Annotated in this window: 21 protein-coding genes; 4 read left to right on the forward strand and 17 right to left on the reverse strand. The window is 71.0% G+C overall.

The window, feature by feature from the left end; translation table 11 throughout:
• Window positions 1-98 precede the first annotated feature (98 nt).
• The 4 genes from IE241_RS10205 to IE241_RS10220 all read right to left on the reverse strand — a co-directional run bounded on the left by IE241_RS10205 (window position 99) and on the right by IE241_RS10220 (window position 2,363).
• Window positions 99-464 carry a hypothetical protein gene (locus tag IE241_RS10205; RefSeq protein WP_190021359.1) on the reverse strand — a complete coding sequence of 122 codons (366 nt, stop codon included), beginning with the start codon at window positions 462-464 and terminating at the stop codon, window positions 99-101.
• 47 nt (window positions 465-511) lie between these two features.
• A complete protein-coding gene (locus tag IE241_RS34935) occupies window positions 512-1,036 on the reverse strand; it encodes a transposase (RefSeq protein WP_190021360.1) in 525 nt (174 codons plus the stop codon).
• 157 nt (window positions 1,037-1,193) lie between these two features.
• Window positions 1,194-1,553 carry a nuclear transport factor 2 family protein gene (locus tag IE241_RS10215; protein ID WP_190021361.1) on the reverse strand — a complete coding sequence of 120 codons (360 nt, stop codon included), beginning with the start codon at window positions 1,551-1,553 and terminating at the stop codon, window positions 1,194-1,196.
• Between the two features lie 24 nt (window positions 1,554-1,577).
• Window positions 1,578-2,363, reverse strand: coding sequence for an SDR family oxidoreductase (locus IE241_RS10220; protein WP_190021362.1), 786 nt, complete (start codon window positions 2,361-2,363; stop codon window positions 1,578-1,580).
• A 95-nt stretch (window positions 2,364-2,458) separates the two neighbouring features.
• Here IE241_RS10220 and IE241_RS10225 point away from each other — a divergent pair, with 95 nt between their 5' ends.
• The 4 genes from IE241_RS10225 to IE241_RS10235 all read left to right on the forward strand — a co-directional run bounded on the left by IE241_RS10225 (window position 2,459) and on the right by IE241_RS10235 (window position 5,450).
• Window positions 2,459-2,992 carry a winged helix-turn-helix transcriptional regulator gene (locus IE241_RS10225; RefSeq protein WP_190021363.1) on the forward strand — a complete coding sequence of 178 codons (534 nt, stop codon included), beginning with the start codon at window positions 2,459-2,461 and terminating at the stop codon, window positions 2,990-2,992.
• Window positions 2,993-3,185: 193 nt separating this feature from the next.
• Window positions 3,186-3,308, forward strand: a complete 123-nt coding sequence (locus IE241_RS34605) for a hypothetical protein (RefSeq protein WP_268254368.1) — start codon at window positions 3,186-3,188, stop codon at window positions 3,306-3,308.
• Between the two features lie 499 nt (window positions 3,309-3,807).
• Window positions 3,808-4,602 (forward strand): VOC family protein, encoded by a 795-nt coding sequence (locus IE241_RS10230; RefSeq protein ID WP_190021364.1) that lies wholly within the window; start codon window positions 3,808-3,810, stop codon window positions 4,600-4,602.
• A gap of 149 nt (window positions 4,603-4,751) precedes the next feature.
• On the forward strand, window positions 4,752-5,450 hold the full coding sequence (locus tag IE241_RS10235) for an alpha/beta fold hydrolase (RefSeq protein ID WP_190021365.1): 699 nt from the start codon (window positions 4,752-4,754) through the stop codon (window positions 5,448-5,450).
• 52 nt (window positions 5,451-5,502) lie between these two features.
• Here IE241_RS10235 and IE241_RS10240 read toward each other — a convergent pair whose 3' ends face one another.
• The 13 genes from IE241_RS10240 to IE241_RS10305 all read right to left on the reverse strand — a co-directional run bounded on the left by IE241_RS10240 (window position 5,503) and on the right by IE241_RS10305 (window position 24,187).
• Window positions 5,503-6,078 carry a transposase gene (locus IE241_RS10240; RefSeq protein ID WP_190021366.1) on the reverse strand — a complete coding sequence of 192 codons (576 nt, stop codon included), beginning with the start codon at window positions 6,076-6,078 and terminating at the stop codon, window positions 5,503-5,505.
• A 59-nt stretch (window positions 6,079-6,137) separates the two neighbouring features.
• The gene (locus IE241_RS10245; protein WP_190021367.1) at window positions 6,138-6,533 is read right to left on the reverse strand and encodes a GNAT family N-acetyltransferase; all 396 of its coding nucleotides are present in this window, start codon (window positions 6,531-6,533) and stop codon (window positions 6,138-6,140) included.
• A 219-nt stretch (window positions 6,534-6,752) separates the two neighbouring features.
• Window positions 6,753-7,310 carry a DUF3291 domain-containing protein gene (locus tag IE241_RS10250; protein WP_190021368.1) on the reverse strand — a complete coding sequence of 186 codons (558 nt, stop codon included), beginning with the start codon at window positions 7,308-7,310 and terminating at the stop codon, window positions 6,753-6,755.
• 1,086 nt (window positions 7,311-8,396) lie between these two features.
• Window positions 8,397-9,647, reverse strand: a complete 1,251-nt coding sequence (locus IE241_RS10260; protein ID WP_229899045.1) for a cytochrome P450 — start codon at window positions 9,645-9,647, stop codon at window positions 8,397-8,399.
• Complete coding sequence (locus IE241_RS10265) at window positions 9,644-11,428, reverse strand: amino acid adenylation domain-containing protein (RefSeq protein ID WP_229899047.1); 1,785 nt, start codon at window positions 11,426-11,428, stop codon at window positions 9,644-9,646. The genes IE241_RS10260 and IE241_RS10265 overlap by 4 nt, the downstream gene beginning before the upstream one ends.
• Complete coding sequence (locus IE241_RS10270) at window positions 11,425-12,228, reverse strand: thioesterase II family protein (protein WP_190021369.1); 804 nt, start codon at window positions 12,226-12,228, stop codon at window positions 11,425-11,427. Before IE241_RS10270 ends, IE241_RS10265 begins: the two co-directional genes overlap by 4 nt.
• Before the next feature lie 59 nt (window positions 12,229-12,287).
• Window positions 12,288-13,022 carry a beta/alpha barrel domain-containing protein gene (locus IE241_RS10275; protein WP_190021370.1) on the reverse strand — a complete coding sequence of 245 codons (735 nt, stop codon included), beginning with the start codon at window positions 13,020-13,022 and terminating at the stop codon, window positions 12,288-12,290.
• Complete coding sequence (locus IE241_RS10280; RefSeq protein WP_229899049.1) at window positions 13,019-13,963, reverse strand: aminotransferase class IV; 945 nt, start codon at window positions 13,961-13,963, stop codon at window positions 13,019-13,021. The genes IE241_RS10275 and IE241_RS10280 overlap by 4 nt, the downstream gene beginning before the upstream one ends.
• Window positions 13,957-14,685, reverse strand: a complete 729-nt coding sequence (locus IE241_RS10285; RefSeq protein WP_190021371.1) for a thioesterase II family protein — start codon at window positions 14,683-14,685, stop codon at window positions 13,957-13,959. Before IE241_RS10285 ends, IE241_RS10280 begins: the two co-directional genes overlap by 7 nt.
• On the reverse strand, window positions 14,682-15,896 hold the full coding sequence (locus tag IE241_RS10290; RefSeq protein ID WP_190021372.1) for a MupA/Atu3671 family FMN-dependent luciferase-like monooxygenase: 1,215 nt from the start codon (window positions 15,894-15,896) through the stop codon (window positions 14,682-14,684). Before IE241_RS10290 ends, IE241_RS10285 begins: the two co-directional genes overlap by 4 nt.
• Window positions 15,893-19,006, reverse strand: a complete 3,114-nt coding sequence (locus tag IE241_RS10295) for a type I polyketide synthase (RefSeq protein WP_229899051.1) — start codon at window positions 19,004-19,006, stop codon at window positions 15,893-15,895. Before IE241_RS10295 ends, IE241_RS10290 begins: the two co-directional genes overlap by 4 nt.
• On the reverse strand, window positions 19,003-20,751 hold the full coding sequence (locus IE241_RS10300; RefSeq protein ID WP_190021373.1) for a non-ribosomal peptide synthetase: 1,749 nt from the start codon (window positions 20,749-20,751) through the stop codon (window positions 19,003-19,005). The genes IE241_RS10295 and IE241_RS10300 overlap by 4 nt, the downstream gene beginning before the upstream one ends.
• 4 nt (window positions 20,752-20,755) lie before the next feature.
• Complete coding sequence (locus tag IE241_RS10305) at window positions 20,756-24,187, reverse strand: AMP-binding protein (protein ID WP_190021374.1); 3,432 nt, start codon at window positions 24,185-24,187, stop codon at window positions 20,756-20,758.
• Window positions 24,188-24,196 lie beyond the last annotated feature (9 nt).

The following is a 24,196-nucleotide window of genomic DNA, read 5'->3' on the forward strand; positions in this document are numbered from 1 at the left end:
CGGCTGACCCGGTGATCACGGGGACGCTCGCCCCCGGACCGGGCGAGCTCGTCGGTGGTGGCCGCTCGGCTGAGTGCCACCCCCTCGCCGCCCTCCGGTCAGGAGGTCTTCTGCAACAGCCAGGCGTTCGGAGTGAAGGAGGAGTTGACGAAGACCACGCAGCCGCCGCTGTAGTAGGTCTGGACCTTGGTCCAGCCCTTCGGCGGTTGTGCGCTGGCGCAGGCGTTGACCTGGGTGCCGACGGGGAGGCCGTCCAGTTGCTTGATCATCTTGATGTTCGAGCCGCTCATCACGCGGCACGAGGCGCTGGTGCCCCAGTTCACGTCGACCCAGCCGTCCGGGGTCATCGAGTCGGCGCACACCGTGCGGGTCTCGCCCGGCGACGCCTGGGCCGGGCTCGCCGTGACGGAGGCGACGAGCGTCGCGCCGAGAAGTGCCAGACCCGCGGTGCGGAGTCGTCTCATGGGGTGTCTCCCAAACGTGAAGAGTGCACTGATGCGCTGATGAGTGATCAGTGTTGGCCAGGGGCATTCAATGGCCTGTGTGAAGGTCTTGTAGAGAGCATTTTCGGCCATGAAAGGCCGCGAGGGGCGGAAGGTACGGCGCTGTTCAGGGGTGAAGCGGGGCAGGGCCTCGTACGTGGGCACAGCGAACCCCACCAGTGCCCCGAGTTCACTTTGACCATCAACACCGTCAGATGGGCCGACACTCTCTGCCATGCCTGGGACCACGTACGAACCACCGCCGGATACTGGCGTCCCAGGTCTGAGGTGGTGAACTCGTCCAGGGCCCCCTCGGCCGCCCGTTCGGAGACCGCGGTGTAGATCTTGCGCAGGGCCGGCACGAACTCCAGGTGAATTACGCAGGTTGGCACCGTGGTGCAGGGCCGGGCCGCGTTGATGGCGTCCGATAGGCCGGGCAGGCCGTCGCAGCAGGTGACCAAGGACGCCCTCGATCCCGCGGAAGCCTTGAGCTCGCCGAGGATGGTGAGCCACTGGCGGGCGCCCCCGCTGCGCCTCCCCGACCGGTGACCCACGTCAGTTCGACCAGCCGGTCAGGCTCCAGCCGCAGGAAGCGGCCGTAGTGCGGGTGCCGGGTCTTGGGCATGCCCGAAGGGCCAGGACTGCGATCACAGTAAGAGGCCACGCCCGCGCCGGGTTGAAGGCATTCAGCCTGGCATCAACCCAGGCGGATCAGGGCTCGATGACCAGACGCTCGATCAGGTCGTCGCGGAGGCTGAACTGATAGCGCAGGTCGACGCTGCCTCCGGGGAAGGTGCCTTCGAGGTGGTGTGTGGCCACGTAGTGGGTCGGATCGGTCTGCTGCGCTTCGGTGAGTTCGATGGTGTAGGTGAATTCGGTGATGGAACGGTTCAGCCACTGTTCGATTGCAGTGGAGCCCTGGTACGTCCTGCCGTCGTCAGTCACGGTGGCGTCGCTGGTGAAGGCGGCGACCGCGGTCGCGGTGTCGTGGTCGTGGTGGGCCCGCAGGTAGCGGGTGATCGTCTTGGGCAAGTCGCTCGGGGCGATGGTGTGGGGCTGATGGCTCGGCATGACGCTCCTCCTGACTATGGGGGCTCAGACGGTGGGGGTGGTGCCGCCGTCGATGACGTGTTCGGCGCCGACGATGGCCGAGGCGCGGTCGGAGACGAGGAAGGCGACGAGTTCAGCGACTTCCTCCGGTCGGTTGGGGCGGCCGAGGGGAATGCCGCCGAGCGAGTCCATGAGCCGGTCCAGGGCGGCTTCCCGGGTGACGCCGGCCTCCTGGGCGATCCGGGCGACCAGATTGTCTGCGGCTGCGGTTTGGATGAAGCCCGGTGAGACGGTGTTGACACGGACGCCGTGCGGGGCGACCTCGTTGGCCAGGCCCTTGCTGTAGGTGGTCAGCGCCGCTTTGGCTGCCGCGTAGGCCAGAGTGCCGTTCCACAGCGGCATGCGACGCTGGATCGAGGTGACGTGCAGGATCACGCCCCTGCCGCTCGCGATCATGCCGGGCAGGAGGCCACGGTCCATGCGGACCGCGGCCAGCAGGTTCACGTTGAGCTCCTTGGCCCAGTCCTCCTCGCCGAGCGCCGCGAATCCACCGGCCGGCGCCTCGGAGCCGCCGAGGGTGTGGACGATGACATCGACACCTCCCAGGCGTGCCTCCACTTCGGCGATCACCCGGTCGGTGCCATCAGCAGTCGCGAGGTCGGCGGCGATGAAGGCCTTTTCCTCGACTTCCTCGGGGCGGCTGCGGCCGGTGACGAGCACGTCGGCGCCGACGCCGGCGAGCCGTCGGGCGATGGCGGCTCCGGTGCCCTTGGTACCGCCGGTGACCAGGGCACGGCGGCCTTCGAGTGATTCGTTGACGGGGCTGGTCATGGTGCCTTCCGATCCCTGATGCGCACGTTCGGCGCCACACTCGGTTACTGCTAAAATAAAACCCACTAACTTCGACTTTAGCAGTAACCAAGGGGATGGTCACCGTGGCGAGCCGCATCAGGCTGGAGGACCGGGAGTGCCCGCTGTCCACGACGGTGGAACACGTCGGTGAATGGTGGACGCTGCTGATCCTCCACGACGCCTTCGACGGCTACACCCGCTTCGATCAGTTCCAGGAGAACCTGGGCATCTCCTCGAGCATGCTCACGACCCGCCTGAAGACCCTCGTGACGGACGGATTGCTGGAGCGCCGGCCCTACCAGACCAACCCGGTCCGCCACGAGTACGTGCTGACCGATCTAGGACGCTCCCTGCGCCCGGTGATCGTCGCCCTGGCCGCGTGGGGCAATTCCCGGCTGGAGCCGCACGAGCGCAGCATGATTCTCGTCGACGCCGAAAGCGGAGAGGAGGTCCAGCCCGTAGTCGTCGACGCCAGGACCGGCCGCCGACTCGACGACAGCCATGCCTACGTCTTCGCGGCGGGCCCTGCGGCCAGCGACGCCATGCGGGGCCGCTACGCCCACCGGCGACCAGTGCCAGTGCCAGTGGCTCCAACGGCGGGTACGTAAGCGGGCCACCGCGAAGGATCGGTCGCCCGCACCCCGCATCGCACAGTGTGCCGTCGGCGAGCGTCGGGTCCTGCAGGGAGTTGGACGTCGCACGGCCCGGACCCCATGCCGCCCCTGGACCCTGTGGAGATGGGTCGCGTCCGGCAGGCGACCGATGCGCTGGCGTACGCCGGGAAGGTCACCGAGGGCGCCGGTGCGATGGTCGTCCCTTCGCGGCGCGGGGGTGCTGGTGACGGTCGGCGGCCTGGACGGCGAGCCGTACGCCAGCGGCCACCCGCTGACCGGGACGCGGGCCGGGCGGCTGCGGGCCGAGTAACTGGTCTCGCCGCCGGCGAGGCCCTGGTCACGCACCTCCGGGACGCCGCGCTCGGCCTGCATGCGGATGCCACGGTGCCGCCGTCGGTGGTCCTGCCCACCGACTTGGCCCGCGCCTTCATCGACTTCCATGGGATAGCCCCGGCGCACTGTCGAAGCCTTGCCGGACCCGCTCTTCGTCCCGTCCGCACAGACCCTGCGCACGTGGTGACCCGAACTGCCCATTAACCACCCACCCACCCACCCGCCGGATCGGCCCGGGCAGCAGCTGCGGCCTGCCCCCCGTAGAAGCCCATCGGGCCGGCAGTACTGAGGTGCGGCCGCAATGGAGTGGCAAGCTCGCGAGGGACCGGAAGCTGCTGGAAGTATCTCGCTGTGACAGCTGACGCCTTCTCAGCCCGTACGGGAGGGAGGGAGCACCATACGGTCCGGCTGAGCCGACACGAAGCGCAAGCGGCAACCCATACCCGCGTTCGGAACCCGCAGTGAAGGGCCACACCATGCTGACGACCACGTACGTCCCTGGCGCTCCCAATTGGCTGGACCTGGGGAGCCCTGACATCGATGCGAGCGCCGCCTTCTACTCCGCCGTCCTGGGCTGGGAGTACCAGTCCGCCGGACCGGAGGCGGGTGGGTACGGCTTCTTCCAGCAGGACGGCAAGACAGTCGCGGGCCTCGGCCCGCTGACCGAAGAGGGCGCGAGCCCGTCCTGGACGGTGTACTTCCACACCCCGGACGCCGACGCCACAGCCCAGGCCGTGGAGCAGGCCGGCGGCACGGTCCGCGTGGCCCCGGCGGACGTGTTCACATACGGGCGGATGGCGGCGTTCACCGACCCCACCGGCGCGGACTTCGCCGTCTGGCAGCCTCGTGACACCGGCGGCATGGAGGTCGTCGCCGTCCCCGGCACCCTGTCCTGGGTGGAGCTCTACACCACCGACGCCGCGGCAGCGAAGGCGTTCTACGACTCCGTCTTCTCCTGGCAGACCACCGACGTGCAGATGAGCCCGGAGCTGACGTACACGGTCCTGCGGCCGTCCGGCACCGGCGAGGAAGCCACCCACGGCGGCCTGATGCAGCTGCCCCAGGCAAACCTCGACGCCGGATCCACGCCGGAGTGGCACCCGTACTTCGAAGTGAGCGAATGCGACGCCACGCTCGCCAGGGCCACCGAGCACGGAGCCATCCTCCTCATCCCGGCCATGGACGTGGAGGGGATCGGCCGCATCGCCATGTTCCTCGACCCCGCCGGCGCCCTCTTCGCCATCATCAAGAGCGCAGGCCCGAGTGGCTGACCCATCCATCACCATGACGACGGACTCTCCGTCACGCCGACCTCACGCCCGCTCAATGCGCGGCCATGCTGCCTGCGCAGTGCGGACCTAGGGCGTGTATCGAAAGTATTTCCGGAGCGGTCGTCGGGCCGCTCCGATACGGTGCGGCCATGGCGAACTTTGTGCTAATTGCAGGTGCGCGACTCGGATCGTGGGCGTGGGACGATGTGGTGCCGCATCTGCGTGCGGCCGGCCATGGCGTCCACCCGCTGACGCTGTCCGGCCTCGCTGAGAAGCAAGGTGTACCGGCTGGTCAGCAGACCCACGTACAGGACATCATTGATGAGGTCGAGCGCCAGGACCTGCGTGAAGTCGTCCTGGTAGGTCACAGCTACTCGGGTATCCCAAGCGGTCAGGCCGCCGGGCGGATCGGCGACCGGCTAGCGCATGTGGTCTTCCTTGACTCCAGTGTTCCGGCCGATGGTGAACCGTTCGTCTCCGCCTGGCCGGACGGCGGGGCGATGGTGAGGGCATCGATCGCCGAGAACGGAGGATTCTGGCCGGTCGCGCCCGCGACCCACTTCGAGGGCCACGGTCTCACCGATGAGCAGATCGCACGGATCGTGGGCGGTGCGACGCCGCACCCGGGTGCCACGCTGACCGAACCCGCCGTGCTGGAAAGGCCGCTCGGCGACCTCCCGGCGACTTACATCAAGTGCACGCTCGGTGACCCCGAGCCGACCGACGACGTAGCCAAGCTGCTGACCAGTGGGCACTGGCGGCTGATCGAGATGAACACCGGCCACTGGCCGATGTTCTCCCAGCCACGTGAACTGGCGCAGGTCCTCCTCGACATAGCCGGGGCGTGACCGCAGGTCCATGCTTGCGGACTCCTTGCCAGCGTTGTATCAACTGCCTTGATCACAGCCACTCGTTGATGGCCGCGACGAGGACGGTCGACTCGTAGCGGACCGCGAGTTTGTCGTACCGCGTGGCCACGGCCCGGTGCCTTTTGAGGCGATTGATGCCGCACTCGACCGCATGCCGAGCCTTGTAGTCCTGCGGGTCGAACTGCGGCGGCCGACCGCCGCGCGAGCCGCGTTTCTTGCGGTTGCGGGCCTGGTCGGCCTTGTCCGGGATGGTGCAGCGGATCCCGCGCCGCCGCAGATAAGCGCGGTTCTTCCGGGAGGCGTACGCCTTGTCGACGTTGATGTCCCAGGTGATCAGCTGTTTCGCGTCGGCCTGGGCCTGCAACGCGGTGAAGATTCGAAACCAGGTGCCGTCCCGCTGCCACCGACGGAACAGGTCGTACGCTCGACCCCACGGCCCGTACTCGGCGGGGAGGTCCCGCCACGGGACGCCGGTGCGAACCCGAAACCGTATCCCGTCGATCAACTGCCGCTTGGCCCACATCGGCGGCCGTCCAGGCCTCTTGCCCTTTGGCAACAGCGGTTCCAACACCGCCCATTGCGCGTCCGTCAGATCTCCCCGCGCCATGGCCCAAGATCATCGCACAGTGAAGATCCACTTTCGATACACGCCCTAGGGGGTATTGCCTATAGGGCGATCAGCCCAGCGGGCGTCTCTCTGAAACCACAGGCATCGAAATAGAACGGACGCAGGTGGTCCTCGAAGTCGACGTGAAGCCAAGAGCACTTCGCGGCACGGGCTTCGTCGGCTGCGAGCGCAACGAGCCTGGCACCGACTCCTCTTCCCTGGCAAGACTGGGCGACCACCGTGTCCAGGACGAAGGCATGGACCCCGCCATCCCAGACAACGTTAACGAAGCCGATCAGAGAGCCGTCTTCCCAAGCGCAAACCCAGCCGAGGCTGTGGCGTTCAAGCCGGGCTCGCCAGTCGACCTGAGCAACCGGGTGGCCGAAACCGTCGGCGTGCAGCGCGTTGAGGGAAGCGTTGCCGAAGTCGCCCCGCCACTCATACTTGATCGTCACGCCTCGATGGTAAGTTCCGGCCGAGCCCGGCATCGACCCGATTACGGAGCCAGAGGAACCCGCTCGCGAAGGAGTTGGAATCCTGCGCGGCCGAACATCCGGCGTTTGAGCATCTTGGCCCGCCCGCCCCGGCCCGACGTAGTCGAAGCCAGGCCGTTGCTGTTCGCCGTCATTCAATCGAAGCGTTTGACAGCGAATCCAGTCGTTCAGGCTTCCTTGTCAGTGAACCTGGTCGCTCTTCGGCCCGATGCCTTTGGTCCTGGTCGGAGTTCCGTCCGGGGCGAACGAGTGGTGGAAGGTGAAGGCGTGCGGTGCGGAGCCGTGGGCGTGGAGGTGTTCCAGCCTGGAAACCCCGTCCTGCCAGGTGGGTATCACGCCGTCGGAGACCCACCAGCACACGTAATTCGGGTTCCCTGTCCTCTCGAACCAGTCGTAACGCCTGTTCAGCGCCTCACGGTGCAGACCGGTGTAGATGGCGTCGAAGGCGGGGCGCAGGTCGGTCCAGAGTGAGAGGGTCGCGTCCAGGGCGGCGGTTTCCGCCGTACGGCCCTTGTCGTACCAGGTCGGTACGGCGAACTCTCCCCATGCACCCCAGTCCATGTCGAAATGTGTGCCCCGGCCGCGGTCTGCCGCTTCAGCACGAGCGAGGTATCCGGGGTGCTGGCTGATCTTCCGGTAGATGGCCTTGCCGCTGTCCTGGAGTTCGCGTGTGAGAGGTGTGGGATCGGCGAGAGGTGACTTCAGGACGCCGAATGTGTACAGAGCAAGATGGGGCATGCGTCTCTCCCTGGTTGGGGGTGCCTGGTGTGGACCCGGTTCGGTGGCTTGGGCATGGGGGCGAGGATTCCTGGGGCGGGACCAACTCATCCCGTCGCGGGTGGCTCAGCCTGAAGGAACCCCTGTGCGACCGTGGGCGATCGCCGAAGACCAGGTGAAGGTAGCTGCTTCTGCGAGCCATGTCGAAGTTGCGATTTCCCTGTCCAAGTGCCCTCTTGCACAGGTCCTTGCGGGAACTGGGGCGGTGGCGCTGCCTGCCGCGGTGGAAGTCCGCATCGGCCCGGCAAATGCCGAGAGGCAGCATCGGCAACCCCGCTCAAGCCGGTGTGCCGGGGCGACGCCGGCGGCGTTGTCGGCGGCGACTGGGTTGGATGACGGAGCGACTGGATTCACTGTCAAAGGACAGTTGCTGTAACTCGCCTGGGAGGTCTCATGGGACGGCCGTCCACCGGGGCGGTGCGCTCGACGGGCGACGTCGGCGACGCTGACCTGGATCACGCTATCGCCGGATCGACCCGCGCGGGCCGGGCCGCGAAATCGGCGCAAACAAGCGCCGGTCGAACTCGGGGACCGGGCCGGGGGCGGGCGGCGCCGGATCCGGGAAGGGCGGCGGCCCGGGCGCGGGCGGGGGCACCGGGACCGGCGCGGGATCGGGGCTGGGGCCCGGTGCCGGAACGGGCTCCGGACCGGGTTCCGGGCCGGGTCCGAGGCCGGCCGCGCCCGGGCGGCCGCCACGACCTCCTCGGAGGGCACCGGGGCCGGCTCGGGGTGCTCGGCGGCCCAGGCTGCCGCGTACGGGCAGAGCGGGACCACCGGCGCACCCGCCGGCCGGCGACTCAGCGGCTCGCCGCGAGCGGACTGCGGAGCTGCTCCGTGCCCGGCACCGGGGCGGCGGGATCTGCGCCCAGCTCGGCGACCCGGTTGCCCTCGTCCACGTGCACCACCCGCGGCACCAGCCCCCGCGCCTCGGCTGGGTGACGGTGGCCCGGTGGATCTTGGACTTGAACATGGTACGAAGCATGCGAAACATTCCCGGAATGTCTGCTCCCTGCCTGCTTTCCGCAGGTCAAGGGCGGTCCCCGGAGCCTACATCGATTCGTCCCGCGACGCGGTGGCATGGACCGGGAGACGGGTGAGACCGAGCATGAAGTTGGAGCGGAGGCGGGCCGGCGGGCCGGCGGGTTCGAACGTGATGCCCCGCCGCGCGATCTCCTCCATGAGCAACGCGATCTCCATCTGCGCGGCACCCATCCCGATGCACCGGTGCACGCCGACCCCGAAGGCCATGTGCCGGTTGGGTGTGCGGCGTACGTCGAACCGGTCGGGGTTCGAGAACCGCTCCTCGTCGCGGTTGGCGGACGCGTTCCACAGCGTCACCGAATCACCCGCGCGGATCAGTTGTCCGTGCAGCTCGACGTCGCGCGTGGCGACGCGCTGCACGTAGGCGTTCGTCGACGTCCAGCGGAAGACCTCCTCCACGGCGGTCGGCAGGAGCCCTCCGTCGTCGAGCAGCAGTTGCGCCTGGTCGGGAAAGTCCATGAAGGCCTGCACTGCGGCGGAGGCGGTGAAGGGGGTCGTCTCGTTGCCGCCCACTGCCACGTTCAGGCAGTTGTAGAGGATCTCGTCCTCGGTGAAGCGACGGCCGTTGACCGAGGCTCCCAGCAGAATGCTCACCAGATCGTCCGAGGGCGCGCGCCGGCGAGTCTCCATCAGGTCCATCATGACGTCGAAGACCTCGACTTGGGAGGAGACGAGGACCGCCGACGGCTTCGAGTCACCGTGGTACCGGGGATCCTGGAACCCGATCATGGAGCGGGTGAGTGAGAGCAGGTGCAGGGCGTCCCGCCGTTCGAGCCCGAACAGCGCCGCCAGGAGCCCGGCCGGCAGTTCCGGCGCAACGTCGGCGGCGAAATCACCGCCGCCGTCCTTCAGCATCCTCTCAAGCGCGGCGCCGGCGTAGTCGCGGACCACCCGACGGGCCCGGTCCATGAGGGCGGGAAGGAAGGCCCTGTGCACCTGCTGGCGCATCAGGCGGTGCTGCGGGTCGTCCGAGGCGATCAGCATGCGGCCGGACGCGGAGTCCGCGTCCCTCCTGTGCGAGCCGCCCATCACCGTCCCCCACCGGGACGAGAACAGGCCCGCGTCGACATAGGCGTCGTGGACGTCCTGGTACCGCGTCAGCGCCCAGAAACCGGACGCCCCCGGGCCACCGGTGGCACTGCCGCCGGTGGCGTTCCAGTGGACGGGACGATCGCGGCGCAGCACCCGCCATGCCTCGTGGGGGTCACCGTCGGTGAACAGGTCGAGGTCGGCGAGGTCGATCACCGTGGCGGTCATCGTGCGAGCACCTCCTTCCGCAGACCGTCGATCAGACCGGCCTGCTCCTCCAGCACGCTGTACTCGAAGAGCACTTCCGGGCTGATCGCGACGTCCAGTTGCCGCCGCAGCAGCAGGCGCGCCCTGACCGCCAGGAGGGAATGGCCGCCGAGCGTGAAGAAATCGTCCAGGACACCGACGGACTCGACGTGGAGCAGGTCCTCCCACATCGTCGCGAGGAGGCGTTCGGTGTCGGTGCGCGGGGCCACGTACTCGTTGCGCCGGGAGGCCTGGTCCCCGAGCATGTCCGTGAGGCGGCGCCGGTCCCTCTTGCCGTGGGCGTCCGTGGGCATCGCGTCCAGAACGATGATCTCCGCGGGTACGAGATGGGCCGGCACCGCGGCCCTGAGGTGGCTGCGCAGCTCCCGCAGCAGGAACTCCTCCTGGCCGACGACCACGAAGGCCACCAGCCGCTTCTCCCCCGGCTCCCCTTCGCTGAGGACGGCCGCCTCCGATACCGCCTCGTAGCGGCACAGGGCCCGTTCGACCTCCTGCGGTTCCACCCGGTGCCCTCGGATCTTCACCTGGCTGTCCGTACGCCCCAGGTACTCCAGCGCGCCGTCCTCACCGGAGCGGACCCGATCACCGGTGGCGTACATCCGCGTGCCGTCACCGGCGAACGGGTCGGCCACGAACCTCCGTGCGGTGAGCCCCGGGCGCCCCAGGTAGCCGCGCCCGACTCCCGGCCCGCTCACGTACAGGTCACCGGGCACGCCGGCCGGCACCGGCCGCAGCCGCTCGTCCAGTACGTGCAGCCGGGCGCGGCCGAAGGAGTGGCCGATCGGCACCTGCTCCCCCAGCACCCCGGTGTCGGTCACGGGGAAGCCGGTGCACGCGACGGTGGCCTCGGTGGGGCCGTACAGGTTGAACAGCTCCCCCGAGAAGCCGCCCTCGCGCAGCGCACGGCAGGTCGCGGGGAGCAGGACGTCCCCGCCGGAACACAGCAGGCGGAGCCCCGACAGGGCTTCGCGGTCGTGCCGGGCGAGGTGGTTGAGGGCGATGGCGGGGGCCAGCATGGCGGTGATGCGGCGCCGGCGAAGCTCCTTGCCGAGATCGGCCTCCATCAGCTCCGGGATGCCGGGCACCACGACGACCTCCGCTCCTCCGGCGAAGGAACGCCACAGCTCGAAGGTGAAGGTGTCGAAGGAGATGCCCGACGACTGCGCGGTGCGGTCCCCCGGGCCCAGGAGCGGCAGGGTGTCCGCGAGCGCGAAGTCGACCATCTGGCGGTGCTCCAGCATCACCGCGCGGGGTGCTCCGGTCGAGCCGGACGTGAAGAGCACGCAGGCCGCGCCGGCCGGATGCGAGGGCGGGAGCGGCACCGACGGCACGGGAGCCGGGCCACCCGGCGGGAACGGCCACTCCAGCACGGACGGTCCGGGCTGCGCCGTGCGCTCCGCCCGGCCGGGGGCGACGAGCACGTGGGTCACCGCGCCGTCGCGGAGCATCTGCTCACGGCGTGGTGCGGGATACACCTCGTCGACGGGAAGGTAGGCGGCGCCGGCCCGCAGGACGGCGAGCACGGCGACGACCACGGGTACTCCCCGCGGCATGTGGACGGCGACGGTGTCCCCGGGGGAGACCCCGCGCGCGATGAGCGCCTGTGCCGACGCCCTGACCGCTTCTTCGAGTTCGCGGTACGTCAATCGGGCTTCGCCGTCGCTGACGGCCGGGGCCGTCGGGTACCGCAGCGCGGTTCGTTCGAAGAGTTCGCTCAGCGTGCTGGGCACGTGCGCCGTCATGGTGCGCCTCCCGTGGTGGTGACCGCGCCGGACAGCGCGTCGGTGAACTCGTCCTCCAGCAGCCGGGTCAGTGCCGCGGGCGCGGCGAGATAGCTGAGCTTGCCGCCCTCCAGGACCCGGTGACGCGTGTTCCCGTACGCGTTCCACTGGTGCATGGTCTCGGGCGACACCTCCGGGTCCCCGGTCCAGCCGATCGCCGTCAGCGGGCTGTGCACCGGACGCGGCACCGGGATCCGGTAGCCGTAGCACAGCTCCACGTCCGCCCTCAGGACGCGCAGGGCCAGCGGCAGGAGCTCGGGCATGACCTCTCCGCCGCCCAGCGCCTGTGACACGTGGTTGAGTTCACCGGCGAACTCCTCGTCCGTCATGGACGGGTGGTAGATGCCGCTCACCCCCGGCTCCGGAGAGCGGTACCGCCGCTGCGCCGGCAGGTGCGGCGCGGCGGCGGATGACACCACGAGCAGGGTCGCCCGGGGCAGTCCCAGGTCCTCGGTGCGGGCGGCCAGCGCGTGGGCCAGCAGGGCGCCCATGCAGTGTCCGAACAGCACGTAGGGCCGGTCGAGATGGGGGGCCAAGGCCTCGGCGGCCTCCGCGGCGAACTCCGGCACGGTGCGGAACGGGGTGTGCCGGATCCGGTTCTCCCGGCCGGGCAGCTGAACGGGGCACACCTCCAGCGGCCCGATCCGTGTCGGCCACCGGCGGTACGAGGAGGCGCCCGTGCCCGAGTAGGGAAGGCAGAAGAGCCGGGCCCGGGCATCCGGCGAGGGCGGCCTGAGCAGCCACCGTCCGGTCGATTGCATTGCTGTCCTCCAACAGGCTGTACGCGGACACGGGCGCCTCGCGGGACCGTGCGCCGGTGTCAGTGGGCGGGGGTGCCGGACGCGACCCGGTCGACCGTCGCGCGGAAACCGGCCAGGGCCGTGACCGGGTCCGTCCCGTCCGCGAAGAGGCACGAGTTCACCAGGACCGACTGGAAGCCGAGCTCGAAGGCCTGCTCGACATCGGCGGTGGAACCGATACCGCCGTCGAGCATGACCGGGACCGGGCTGCCGACGAGCATCTCCTTCATCGGCTCCAGGTGCTGGTGCTCGATCCCCCGCCGAGCCCCGATGGGCGATCCCATCACCCGCACCATCGTGCTCCCCAGTTCCACGCACTGCGCGAAGGTCCGGGCGTCGGGAGTGATCAGCGGCCACACCTCGAACCCCTCGGCGATCAGTTCCCGGGCCGCTTCCACCACTTCGGCGTTCACGCTGAGCTTGAAGCCGGGGTCGAGGACCTCCAGCTTGATGACGCGGATGCCGGTCAGCCGGGCGGCCTCGCGGGTCCGCTTGACCGCCTCCGCCGCACTGGTGGGGTGGTTGATGTTCAGGACGGGGCTCAGGCCCAGTTCCTCACCGACGAGCGCCATCACGGAGCCCAGCGTCGCGGTGTCGTAGCCCACGGGCAGGTCGTCGCCCGCGGTGACCCGGTCGATGGTGTGGGTGTTCACGGCGAGGTGCCGGCAGCCACTGGCGCGCAGCATCTCGGCGGCCAGAGGGGTGTCGACGCGGTGGGCGGGCTTGGCACCGAAGCAGTGGAACAGGTCGATCACGATACTCCTCGGAGGTACGAAGTGGATGAATCAGGGTGAGGGACGGGGGTGAGCCAGGAGGAACGGGAGGGATCGCCGCCCAGGACGGCTTCCCGGTAGGCGCGGCTCAGCGCGTCCGTCACGGGACGGGCGGCCGCGTAGGTGTGGGATTCGACGGCCGCGACGGGCACCAGGCCGCTCGCGGTCCCGGTGAGGAACATCTCGTCGGCGGCCGGCAGTTCCCCTGGCTCCACGGGCACTTCGGCGGTCTCGATGCCCAGGTCCCGGGCGAGGGTCAGGACGGTGTCGCGGGTGATGCCCGCCAGGACGCTGTCCTCCAGCCACGGCGTCACCAGGCGTCCCTCGCGCACCAGGAAGACGTTGGCGATCGTGGCCTCCGCCACCCTGCCGGAGTTCGGGTCCAGCTGGATGGCGTCGTCGAACCCGTCCGCCGAGGCGCGCGTCCGGGCGAGCGCGGACACCACGTAGGTGCCGGTCGCCTTGGCGCGCACCGGGAAGGTGAGCCGGGACGGGCGGCACCAGGGCGACACCGTGACCCGTACGGCCGGGGGCGCGGTGTCGTCGGGGGGCAGGGCCCAGATCTCCGTGCCCAGGGTGAAGTGGAAGTCCCGGAGGTTCACGCCGAGGCGCGGCTCCCGGGTGTGGAGCACCGGCCGCACGTAGGCGTTGTCCAGTCCGCTCGCGGCGGCCGCGTCCCGCACGTGCCCCCGCAGGGAGGCCAGGTCGTAGGCATGCGGGATGCCCAGCAGGGCCGCCGAGTCCAGCAGCCGCTGCAGATGCTCGTCGAGCCGGAACAGCGCCGGCCCCGTCGGCGTCGCGTACATGCGGATGCCTTCGAAGACGGCAGTGCCGTGCTGGACGCTGTTGCTCCCGAACGGAAGCTCCCGCGCCTGCAACGAGCCGTCCACGACCGTGCTGTGGGACGCTCCCCTGGTCACCATCGGGCCACCTCCTCCGAGAACCGGTCGGCCGCCGCGAGCACGGCAGCCGTCATGACGTCGTGGCGGCCGAGGACGGCCGCGTGGTCGCCGGGCAGCATGCGCACCGAGGAGCCGGGCCCGCCCAGGCGCTGCCACACCGCCACATCGGCCTCGCGTACCAGCGGGTCCTCGGTACCCCCCAGTGCGTGTACCGGGCAGTCCAGGACCACCGGACGGCGTGGGTGGCTCGCCACGGCGGCGCAGTCCGCCCGCCACACCGGCACCATCATGGAGAGCAGCTCGGGGTCCTCCAGGACCATGCCGGGCACCGTGCCCTGCGCGGCCAGTGCCGCCGTCAGTTCCTCGTCCGCGAGCGTGTGCACGGAGCGTCCGGTCAGCAGGTGCGGCGGCGGGCAGGCCGCGACGACCAGTGCGCGGGCGCCGGTGCCGCGCTGCTGGAGCCGCGCCGCCATCTCCGTCGCGGTCAGGGCGCCCATGCTGAACCCGTACAGCACCAGCCGGTCCGGGGAGCGGCCGAGGCCGAGCTCCGCCTCCAACTGGTTCCACAGGTCGTCGGCCAGATCCGTGAAGCGCGCGGCGGCTGTCTCCGTGAAGCGGCTGTCGCGCCCCGCCAGGGCGGGCAGGTGGCAGTGCCCGTGCTTGCGCAGTTCCGCCACCATCCGGGAGTACGCGCCGCGCCCGCCGCCGACGGGCGGGTACAGGGCGAACCAGTGCTCGCTCACTTGGGCGCACCCGCCTTCTCGCGCAGCGCGACGCGCAGCCGGGCCAGCTCCTCGACGCTCTCCAGGACCTGTTCCCGCGGGAGCCCGAAGTCCACGAGGCAACCGAGTTCGGTGATGCCGGCGGCGGCGAGCCGCTCGACCTTCGGCAGGCAGGTCGCCGCGCTGCCGAACAGCCCCGAGGTCCCCATGTAGCGGCGCAGCCCGTGGTCCAGGAGCGCTCGCCGGTCCGCGTCGGTCACCTCGTCCGGATCGATGCCGGCGCCGCCGCCGGCGGCGTACTTGCTGAACAGGTCCATGTGGGCGGAGAGGTACCGGATCAGCGGACCGCGGACCCGCTCCTCGACGTCGGCCGGCTCGGATGCCAGGTGGGTGTGGAGCATGCAGGTGACCTGGCGGCCGCGGGCGGGGTGCCCCGCCTCGGTGAGCGCCTGGTGATAGAGACCCACCCGCTCGGCGATCTCGTCGACCGTCTGCTCCAGCAGCGCGGTCAGCACATGCAGGTCGAGCCGGCCGGCCGTGCGCCAGGTGTCAGGGTTGCGGGAACTCGTCAGCCAGACCTCGGGGGTGCGCTCCGGGCGCGGGTAGGTGCGTACCTCGACGGGGCGTCCGCCGGGGCCTTCGCGGGTGATGCTCCCTCCGTTCCACAAGGTGCGCAGGTCCGCGAGCCCTTCCTCCAGTACGTCCTTGCGGCGGTCGTACGCCCCGGGATTGAGGACGAAGTCGTCCGCGTGCCAGCCGGAGGCGAGGGAGATGCCCATCCGCCCCCGGCTGAGCGAGTCCAGGACGCCCCACTCCTCCGCCACGAGCAGCGGGTCGCGCAGGGGCAGCACGACGCTGCCGGAGCGCAGGGCGATGCGGCTGGTGCGCGCCGCGATGGCGGCCAGCAGGAGGCCCGGGCTGGGGTAGGGGGCGCCGAAGGGATCGAAGTGCCGCTCCGGCACCCAGATCGCGTCCAGGCCGAGGCGGTCGGCGAGTTCGGCGCACTCCAGCACCAGGGCGTGCTTGTCCCTGGCGTCGTCGTCGGTGTCGGCGGAGAAGAAGAACAGGCTGACCCTGGGCGTGGACGAGCCACTCGCCGCCGTGGGCGGTGCGGCCGGTTCGGGAGTCGCCGGCCCGTTGGCACGGTCCCGCTCGCGCAGGAGCCGTTCGGCCAGACGGCGGCGCTCGGGGCCCAGTGCGTCGAGGGAGGATCGCGGGGTGTCGGTCGTCATGCTCCGGTGTCTCCTTCCAGCTCGGCCAGCCAGGTCCGGACCTCCTCGTCGGACAGGGCGGCGACCTCCGAGAGCAGGGCCGCCGTCTCCTCGTCGTCCTCGGAGGTCTGCGCCGCGCCGCTGTCCGGCACGCGCACACCGAGCCGTTCCAGCTGCTCGGCCAGACCCACGACCGTGGGCAGTTCGAAAAGGGTCGTCATCTCCAGTTCCTCGGCACCTTCCTTGCGCATGCGCGTGACCATCTGCATGGCCATCAGGGAGTGCCCTCCGATCTCGAAGAAGCTGTCGTTCAGACCGAAGTCGTCCGTTCCGAGGAGTTCCGTCCACAGCCCGGCGACGTAGCGCTGCGCGGGCGTGGTGCCGATCTCCTTGCGGGGCGCGGGCTTCCCCGGGGCGTCCTGGACCCGCGGGGTCTCCTCGGCCCGCTCGGGGCGTACGGTCTTCACAGGCAGGGGGTCCAGCCAGTGCCGGGTCCGGGCGAAGGGATAGAGCGGAAGCGACAGCCGCAGGCGGTCCTCCCCGGCGTAGAACGCGCTCCAGTCGACGTCCCCGCCCTCCAGCCAGAACCCGGTGAGCAGGTCGAGCAGGTCCTGCGGCTCTTCGCCGCCCTCTCCCGCGAGCGCCGTCAGGAAGGTGGCCTGAGTCGCCGAGCCCGCGGCCAGGCGGGTCAGCGTACGGCCCGGGCCCAGCTCGATGAAGACGGAGACCCCGTCGCGGGCCAGGGTGTTGAGGCCGTCGCCGAACCGTACGGTGCCGCGCAGCTGCCGCCCCCAGTAGTCGCCGTCGGTGGCCTCCTCGGCGGTGAGGTACTCGCCCGTCACATTGGAGACGACGAGCCCCTGCGGTGCGTGCAGCTCGTGGGCGTCGACGGCCTGCCGGAACGCGTCCGCGGCCGGGTCCATCCGGGGCGAGTGGAACGCCCGGGTGACGTCGAGCCGCCCGCAGGAGACGCCTTCGGTGCGCAGGCGGTCGGCCAGTGCCTCGACCTCCCGGGTCGCACCGGAGACCACCACGAGCTGCTCCGCGTTGACCGCGGCCAGGGCGAGGTCGCCGGGCAGGTCGTCCAGCAGCTTGAGGGCCGCTTCCTCCGCCAGGTTCACGTACAGCATGGCGCCTTCGGGCGTCTCGTTCATCAACCGGCCGCGCAGGGCGACCAGTTCGACTGCCGGTTCGAGGTCGAGTACTCCGCCGAGCGTAGCGGCCACGATTTCACCGACGCTGTGCCCGAGCATGGCGTAGGGCCGGACGCCGTAGTCCATGAGGGTGCGCCCAAGGGCCCACTCCACCGCGAACAGCGCGGGTTGGGTGCACGCGGTGGCGGTGAGGGCTTCCCGCGCCTCCTCCAGGGCGGACGCGTCCGGACGCAGTACCGGCGCCAGGTCGACACCCGCGCGCTCACGGAAGAGTCCGGTCACATGGTCCAGGTGGGCGGCGAACACGGGGTCCCCGGCCGCCAGTCGTGCTCCCATGGCCGGAAGCTGGGTTCCCTGGCCGGGGAAGAGGAAGGCGGTGCGCACCGATCCGCGGGCCTGCGCCTCGCGCTGGCTGCGGCTGCCGCGTGCGGACAGGCCGTAGGCCACGTCGTCCAGGTCGTGGGCGGTCAGGGCGCGGCGCAGCGGAAGGCCGCGCCGGCCGGTGGCCAGGGTGTGGGCCACGTCGGCCACGTCGGCGTGCGGGTTCTCCCGGGCCCACTGCCCCAGCGACTGGCTCAGTTCCTCCAGCGCCTCGCCGGACTTGGCGGACAGCAGGACGGGGTGCCGGCGCCGGCGCGAGGCCCCGCCGGAGCGGGCCGGCGGCGCCTCCTCCAGGACGACGTGCGCGTTGGTACCACCCATGGCGAGGGAGTTCACCGACGCCAGCAGCGGCTCGTCGCCCTCAAGCCGGGTCAGTTCGGTCGGCACCCGGAACGGGGAGGTTTCCAGCGCGAGTTTGGGGTTGGGCCGCCGGAAGTTGACGACGGGAGGAACCTTGCGGTTCTTCAGGGAGAGGACGGTCTTGATGAGGCCCGCGATGCCCGCTGCGGCGTCGAGGTGGCCGATGTTCGGCTTGGCCGATCCCAGCCAGCAGTACGAGGTGTCCTCGGTCCAGTTGCGGAACGCGCGGGTGAGTGCCGCGACCTCGATCGGGTCGCCCAGCGGGGTTCCCGTGCCGTGCGCCTCCACCAGCTGGATGTCCCGGGCCTCGACCCCTGCGCGGCGCAGGGCGCGCTCCACGGCACGGCTCTGCCCGTCCACGCTGGGTGCGGTGAAACTGGCCTTCGCCTGGCCGTCGTTGTTGACGGCCGAGCCGCGGATGACGGCGTGGATCTGGTTGCCGTCCCGCAACGCGTCGGCGAGCCGCTTGAGCACCACCACTCCCACGCCGGTGCCGACGACGCTGCCGCCGGCGTCCGCATCGAAGGCTCGGCAGTGGCCGTCCGGCGAGGAGGTGCCGCCGGGGTTGGCGAGATACCCCGCGGCGTGCGGCATGCGCACCGAGGCACCGCCCGCCAGCGCGATGTCGCACTCCTGGTCGACGAGGGACCGGCAGGCCACGTGCACGGCCACGAGTGAGGTGGAGCAGGCGGTCTGCACCGCGAGGCTGGGCCCGCGCAGATCGAGTTTGTGGGAGACGCGGGTGGTCAGGTAGTCCTTGTCGTTGCCGACCATCGTCTGAAGGTCACCGACCAGGCCGACCACGTCCTCGGCGTGCGGCATCACGTTGTGCAGGATGTACGTGTTCATGGTGGAACCACCGAAGACGCCGACCAGGAGGTCCTCGCGCCGGCTGTCGTAGGCGGCGTCCTCCAGCGCGTGGTAGGCGCATTCGAGGAACACCCGGTGCTGCGGCTCCATGATCGACGCTTCTCTCGCGGAATAGCCGAAGAACGCCGCGTCGAAGCGATCGGCATCCTCCAGCGGTGCGGAGGCGTTGACGTAGTAGGGATCGTCCACCAGGTCGGGGCGGGCTCCGTTGGCGAGCATCTCCTCACGGCTGTGCCGCACGATGCTCTCCACGCCCTCGCGCAGATTGCGCCAGTACTCGGTGACGTTGCGGGCACCGGGCAGCCGAGCCGCCATGCCGATAATGGCGATGGAATCGGGGTGCTCGTGAGCAGGGATCCGAGTCACTGATCATCCTTCACTGTCGCAGCTGCCAGGGTGTCGGCGGGACCGTCGCGATCGATGCGGTCGACGCGCCGCAGAGCGGCCAACCGCCGGGCCAGGTCGCGGGGGCGCGGGTATTCGAAGACCTCGTGGACGGGGAAGTCGACGCCGAGCGCGGCGGAGATGCGGCCGTGCACCCGGGTCACCACCAGGGAGTGGGCCCCCAGGTCGAAGACGTTGACGTCCGGTGCCACTTCGGGGGCGGCCAGGGCGGCCGCCCAGGCGGCGCACACGGCGGCCTCGATCTCGGCCGGGGAAGCGGCGTCCGGGAGGCGCAGCGCATGGCGCTCCTCGGCCAGCCGGGCGAGGGCGGCCTCGTCGAGCTTGCCGTTGGCGGTGGTCGGCAGCCTCGTCAGGAGGACCTCCTGCTCGGGGAGCATGGCCGGGGGCAGGCGCGCGGCGAGGTGGTCCCGGACCGTCCCGCTGTCGATGCCGGCGCCGACCAGGTAGGCGACCAGCCGGGCCGGGGTGCCGATCACACGGACTTCCGCGGACGAGACCCCCGGCACGCCCCGCAGCGTTCGCTCGATCTCACCGAGTTCGGCCCGGTGCCCGCGGACCTTCACCTGGCGGTCCGCGCGTCCGACGACCACGAAGACGCCGTCGTGCCGTGCATACGCGAGGTCCCCCGTGCGGTAGAGGACCTCGCCGGTGTCCTCGCACCTGACGAAGCGTTCGGCGGTCAGCTCCGGCCGCCCCAGGTAGCCGTCGGCGACCCCGGGGCCACCGATGCGGATCTCACCGAGAGCGCCGACCGGCACCGGACGGCCCCGTTCATCGACCAGGTCGATCCGGGCGGCCGCGGTCGCGCTGCCGACGGGAACCACTGCCGGCGGCTCCGCGCCTTCGGGCGGCCGGGGTATCTCGTACATGAGGCAGTTCACCGTGGCTTCGGTGGGCCCGTATCCGTTGAACAGCCGGCAGTCGGGGGCCGCCAGGGCGCGCACGCCTTCCGCGGTCACGCCCTTGAGCACCTCCCCGCCCAGGAGGACGAGGCGCAGATCGGGCAGCCGCTCGCCCGCGGCGATGAGTTCATCGGCGAACGACGGGGTCGTGAACAGCACCGAGACGCGTTCGCGGCGGAGAAACCCGGCATAGGCCCGGGCACTGGCCCGGTCCTCCTGACCGGGCACCACGACACAGCCTCCGAACGGCAGGAAGGTGAAGAGTTCCTGGAGCCCGAAGTCGAAGCCGAGGGAGAGCGTCTGCGCCACTCGCGCCCACGGACCGATCCCCCAGGCGTCGGCGCACCAGGAGACGAGCCGGCCGATCTGCTCGTGCCGGATGAGGACGCCCTTGGGCCGACCGGTCGAGCCGCTGGTGTAGACGGTGAAGGCAGCGGTGTCGGGGTTCTCCGGCAGGTGCGGGGCCGAAGTCCGCGGGAGGTGCTCCTCGCGGTCCGGCACGGCGTCCAGGACGACGACCTCGATGGCGGGTTGCACGGCTGCCGCGAGGCGGGCGGCACGGTCGGCCTGATCGACGGAGGCGACCAGAGCCGCCGGCCGGCAGTCCGCCAGCATGTGCCGCAGCCGCTCGTCGGGGAAGTCGACGGGCAACGGCAGCACGCCGAGTCCCGCCTCCCAGGCGCCGTAGAGGGCGACGGCGAACTCGGCCGGAGACGTGATCAGCAGACCGGTCTGCTGCCGCGCCAGGGCCGCGGTGGTCGAGCCCTGCTCGGCGCGGGCGGATGTGCCGGCGAAGACGGTCATGCGGTCAGCTCCTTCCGTCGGCGGCGAGGCGCAGCGCGTGGGCGACCGCTTCGACCTGCCGGCTGAACTCGGCGTGGCTCCGGGTCCGGTGGGGCCCCTGGATCGCGGGCGCCTCGGGTGTGCGCCCGGCCATGCCCCTGATCCGCTCGACCAGTGAGGGTTCCAACGGCGGGGTGTCACAGCGTCCGATACGTGCGAGGAGTGCAGCGTCCTGCTCGGACAGGACGGTGAGGTCGCAGAGCCGCGCCCCGTGGGCCCGCTCCGACGCGGCGAGGGCCGCGCAGAACGTGTCGAGCACCGCGCGGGCGGTCCGTTCGCTGAACAGATCGACGGCGTAGTCCAGCGTGAGACGGAGGCCTCGGGGACCGGGCGTGACCACCAGGTCCAGGTCGTACCGGCAGCTGCGCCTCGCGATGGGGACGGACCTCAGCACGAGCGCTTCCAGGGTGAGTTCCGTCTCGCTGCCGGACAGCGCCTCCAGCAGTCCCGCCACGTCCGGGAGCGGGTTCTCCTGGTAGGTGATGAGCGTCTCGACCAGGGGTGTGCGGCCGGGTTCGCGACCGGGCCTGACGGCCTCGACGGCACGGGCCAGCGGATACAGACCGGCGTCCATTCCGGCGGCGAGCTGGGCGCGGGCTTCGGCCACCAGCGGTTCCAGCGGCCGGTCCGGCTCGACGTCGAGGGCCAGGGGAACCGTGTTCGTGCACAAGCCGCCGATGGCCCCGTGGCGCCCACCGGTGCGACCGGTGACCGGCACACCGACCACGACGGGCGTCGGCGTGCCGTAGCGCTGCAAGGTGGCGGCCCACAGCACGGCCATGAGGCTGACCGGGTCCTGACCCGCCGGCCCGGCGACGGCGGGGGCGGGAACCCGCGCCTCGACCCGGGCGCCCCGGCTGCCGCGGACGGCGGTGCGGGGGAAGTCGGTGCGCACACCGAGGGAGGCGGCGCGACGGGGCAGCACCCCGCGCAGGTAGGCGTCGCGCTCGGCGGCTTCCGCGGAGTGGAGGTAGGCCCGCTGCTCCCGCACGTACACGTCGTACGACACGGGCTCGGGCAGGTGGACCGGGCGCCCGGCGAGCAGGGCGGAGTACGCGGATCCGAGATCGCGGAGCACCAGGGACAGCGACCACAGGTCGGTGACCAGATGGTGCACCACGACCTGGTAGACGCGCCGCTTCGGGGTCTGCCACCGGTACAGGCGCAGCAGCGGTCCGCGTTCGGGGTCGAAGGGCAGCGCGGCCGCCTCGGAAAGCTGCTGCGCCAGCCCGTCCTCGGCCACGGGTACCGGCGTCAGGGCGAGGGCGTCGTGCATCTGCCGGCCGGAGACGGGTTCCCGGCGTCCACCGGAGCCGGACGACGTGAAGCGGACGTGCAGCTCGGGTCGGTTCTCCAGGGTCGTGCGCAGGGCCTGCTCGAACAGGTCGTGGTCGGTCCCCGGGCCGGGCTCGCAGGCGAAGGAGATGGTGTAGGCGTCGCTGTCGGGGTCGAGCATGTGCAGGAACAGCAGGGATTCCTGAGCCTTGGACAGTGCGCCGGGGTCCCCGTCACCGGCCGGAGCCGCTTCCGGCGCGGGGGTGCCGACCCGCGGCAGGAGGTCCGCGACGGTGGCGCCTTCCAAGAGGTCCCGGACGGGGACGTCCAGGCCGGTGTGGCGTGCGATCAGTTCCGCCAGCCTTACGGCGCCCAGCGAGTCCAGGCCGTGCAGGGTGAGCGGCCGGTCGTCGCCGACGCCCGGGCCGAGCACCTCCTGCACGGCCCGGCGCACGGCGGCCTCGGGGGACGTTCCGCTCGGAGCAGTGGCCCCGCCCTCGTCGAGGCGGTGCCCGGCGTAGTCGCCCGCGAGGTAGCGGGTGCGGCACTCGGCTCGTCTCAGCTTGCCGCTGGTGGTCTTGGGCACGGTGCCCCGGGGCACCGCCACGACGTCGTACGTGGCCAGGCCGAAGGACGTCGCGACGGCAGCGGCGATCCGCTCGTGGTCGTCGCCGGTCAGGCTCCGCCGCGGACGCAGTTCCGCGAGGACCACCACGCCCTGGTCGTCCGGCGCGGCGAAGGCGGCAACGCAGCCGGGGCGCACCGCGGGGCAGAGGTCGACGACGAGCCGCTCGATGTCCTGGGGGTGGTGGTTCCGGCCCCGGACGACGATGACGTCCTTGATGCGGCCCGTGACGTGGAGTTCGCCGTCCTGGAGGAAACCGAGGTCACCGGTGCGCAACCACTTCTTGTCGCTGCCGCGAAGGCTCGCGGCGAACACCTCGGCGGTGAGGTCGGGCCGGTTCCAGTACCCGGCGGCCACGGCCGGCCCGTGCACCAGGACCTCGCCCACTTCGCCCGCGGGCAGCGGTGTGCCCTCCGGCCCGGCGACGGCGATCTCGCAGTCACGCGGCACGCCGCAGGTGACCGCTTCCGCTCCCCCGCCACCGATCCGGGATCGTGCGCCCGCGCCCACGGGCACCGAGGTCACCAGCAGCGTGGACTCCGCCAGCCCGTAGCAGGGAACGAAGGCGTCCTCCCCGAACCCGGCGGGGGCCAGCACCTCGGCGAAGCGGCGGAGGGCGGTGGCCGACACCGGTTCGGCGCCGCTGTAGGCGGTCCGCCAGCCGCTGAGGTCGAGACCGGTCGGCAGTCCGTCGCGGTCCACGGTGCGGGCCACGAGTTCGTACGCGAAGTTGGGGGCGCCGCTGGTGGTCACCCCGTACCTGTGCACCGCGGCGGGCCATGCCGCCGGGTTGCGGATGAAGTCGATCGGCGAGGCCAGGTAGGCGTGGCACCCGGTGTGCAGGGGGTGGAGGATGTTTCCGATCAGGCCCATGTCGTGATAGGCGGGCAGCCAGCTCAGCACCACGCTGTCCGCGGTGTGCCGGAACGCGTCGCGGATGGCGCTCAGGTTCGCCGTGAGATTGCCGTGCGTCACCATGACGCCGCGCGGTTCGGCGGTGGAACCCGAGGTGTACTGCAGGAAGGCCAGCGTGTCGGGGTCCGGGGACCCGCCCGGAACATGCCGGTCCGCGCCGGCGCGCCACAGCGTCGGGGTCGCGAGCGCGTCCGCCACGTACTCGGCCATGCTCGCGTCGGAGGTCCAGGCCACCCGGGAGCCACTGTCCTGCCGGATGCGGCGCACCTTGGCCCGCTCCTCCTCGGTGTCCAGCAACGGGTACACGGGCACCGGGACGCAACCGGCGTACAGGCAGCCGACGAACGACGTGACGAAGTCGAGTCCGGGTGGCTGGACCAGCAGGACGCGGTCTCCGGGGGCGGCTTCTGCGAGCAGCGCGGCGGCCACCGCGGCCGCCGCGTCGTCGAGTTCGGCATACGTGCGGGAGTCGGTGAGGTCCTTGAGGTCGGTGAGCCAGGAGAGCGCGACGGCCTCGCCTTCGCTCTCGGCGCGGGTCCGTATCGCTCCGACGAGGTCGAGCGGCGTTGTAGTGGGGTTCAACCGGGTCTC

Source organism: Streptomyces hiroshimensis, from assembly GCF_014650335.1.
Lineage (GTDB): Bacteria > Actinomycetota > Actinomycetes > Streptomycetales > Streptomycetaceae > Streptomyces > Streptomyces hiroshimensis.

What these genes read in the sequence shown, in the direction of transcription:
- IE241_RS10240 (WP_190021366.1), bottom strand. Translation starts at nt 6,078, where the DNA reads ATGGCGCGGGGAGATCTGACGGACGCGCAATGGGCGGTGTTGGAACCG.
- IE241_RS10260 (WP_229899045.1), bottom strand. Translation starts at nt 9,647, where the DNA reads ATGACCGCCACGGTGATCGACCTCGCCGACCTCGACCTGTTCACCGAC.
- IE241_RS10220 (WP_190021362.1), bottom strand. Translation starts at nt 2,363, where the DNA reads ATGACCAGCCCCGTCAACGAATCACTCGAAGGCCGCCGTGCCCTGGTC.
- IE241_RS10215 (WP_190021361.1), bottom strand. Translation starts at nt 1,553, where the DNA reads ATGCCGAGCCATCAGCCCCACACCATCGCCCCGAGCGACTTGCCCAAG.
- IE241_RS10235 (WP_190021365.1), top strand. Translation starts at nt 4,752, where the DNA reads ATGGCGAACTTTGTGCTAATTGCAGGTGCGCGACTCGGATCGTGGGCG.
- IE241_RS10230 (WP_190021364.1), top strand. Translation starts at nt 3,808, where the DNA reads ATGCTGACGACCACGTACGTCCCTGGCGCTCCCAATTGGCTGGACCTG.
- IE241_RS10300 (WP_190021373.1), bottom strand. Translation starts at nt 20,751, where the DNA reads ATGACCGTCTTCGCCGGCACATCCGCCCGCGCCGAGCAGGGCTCGACC.
- IE241_RS10290 (WP_190021372.1), bottom strand. Translation starts at nt 15,896, where the DNA reads ATGACGACCGACACCCCGCGATCCTCCCTCGACGCACTGGGCCCCGAG.
- IE241_RS10270 (WP_190021369.1), bottom strand. Translation starts at nt 12,228, where the DNA reads ATGCAATCGACCGGACGGTGGCTGCTCAGGCCGCCCTCGCCGGATGCC.
- IE241_RS10205 (WP_190021359.1), bottom strand. Translation starts at nt 464, where the DNA reads ATGAGACGACTCCGCACCGCGGGTCTGGCACTTCTCGGCGCGACGCTC.
- IE241_RS10250 (WP_190021368.1), bottom strand. Translation starts at nt 7,310, where the DNA reads ATGCCCCATCTTGCTCTGTACACATTCGGCGTCCTGAAGTCACCTCTC.
- IE241_RS10225 (WP_190021363.1), top strand. Translation starts at nt 2,459, where the DNA reads ATGGTCACCGTGGCGAGCCGCATCAGGCTGGAGGACCGGGAGTGCCCG.
- IE241_RS10280 (WP_229899049.1), bottom strand. Translation starts at nt 13,963, where the DNA reads ATGGTGACCAGGGGAGCGTCCCACAGCACGGTCGTGGACGGCTCGTTG.
- IE241_RS10265 (WP_229899047.1), bottom strand. Translation starts at nt 11,428, where the DNA reads ATGACGGCGCACGTGCCCAGCACGCTGAGCGAACTCTTCGAACGAACC.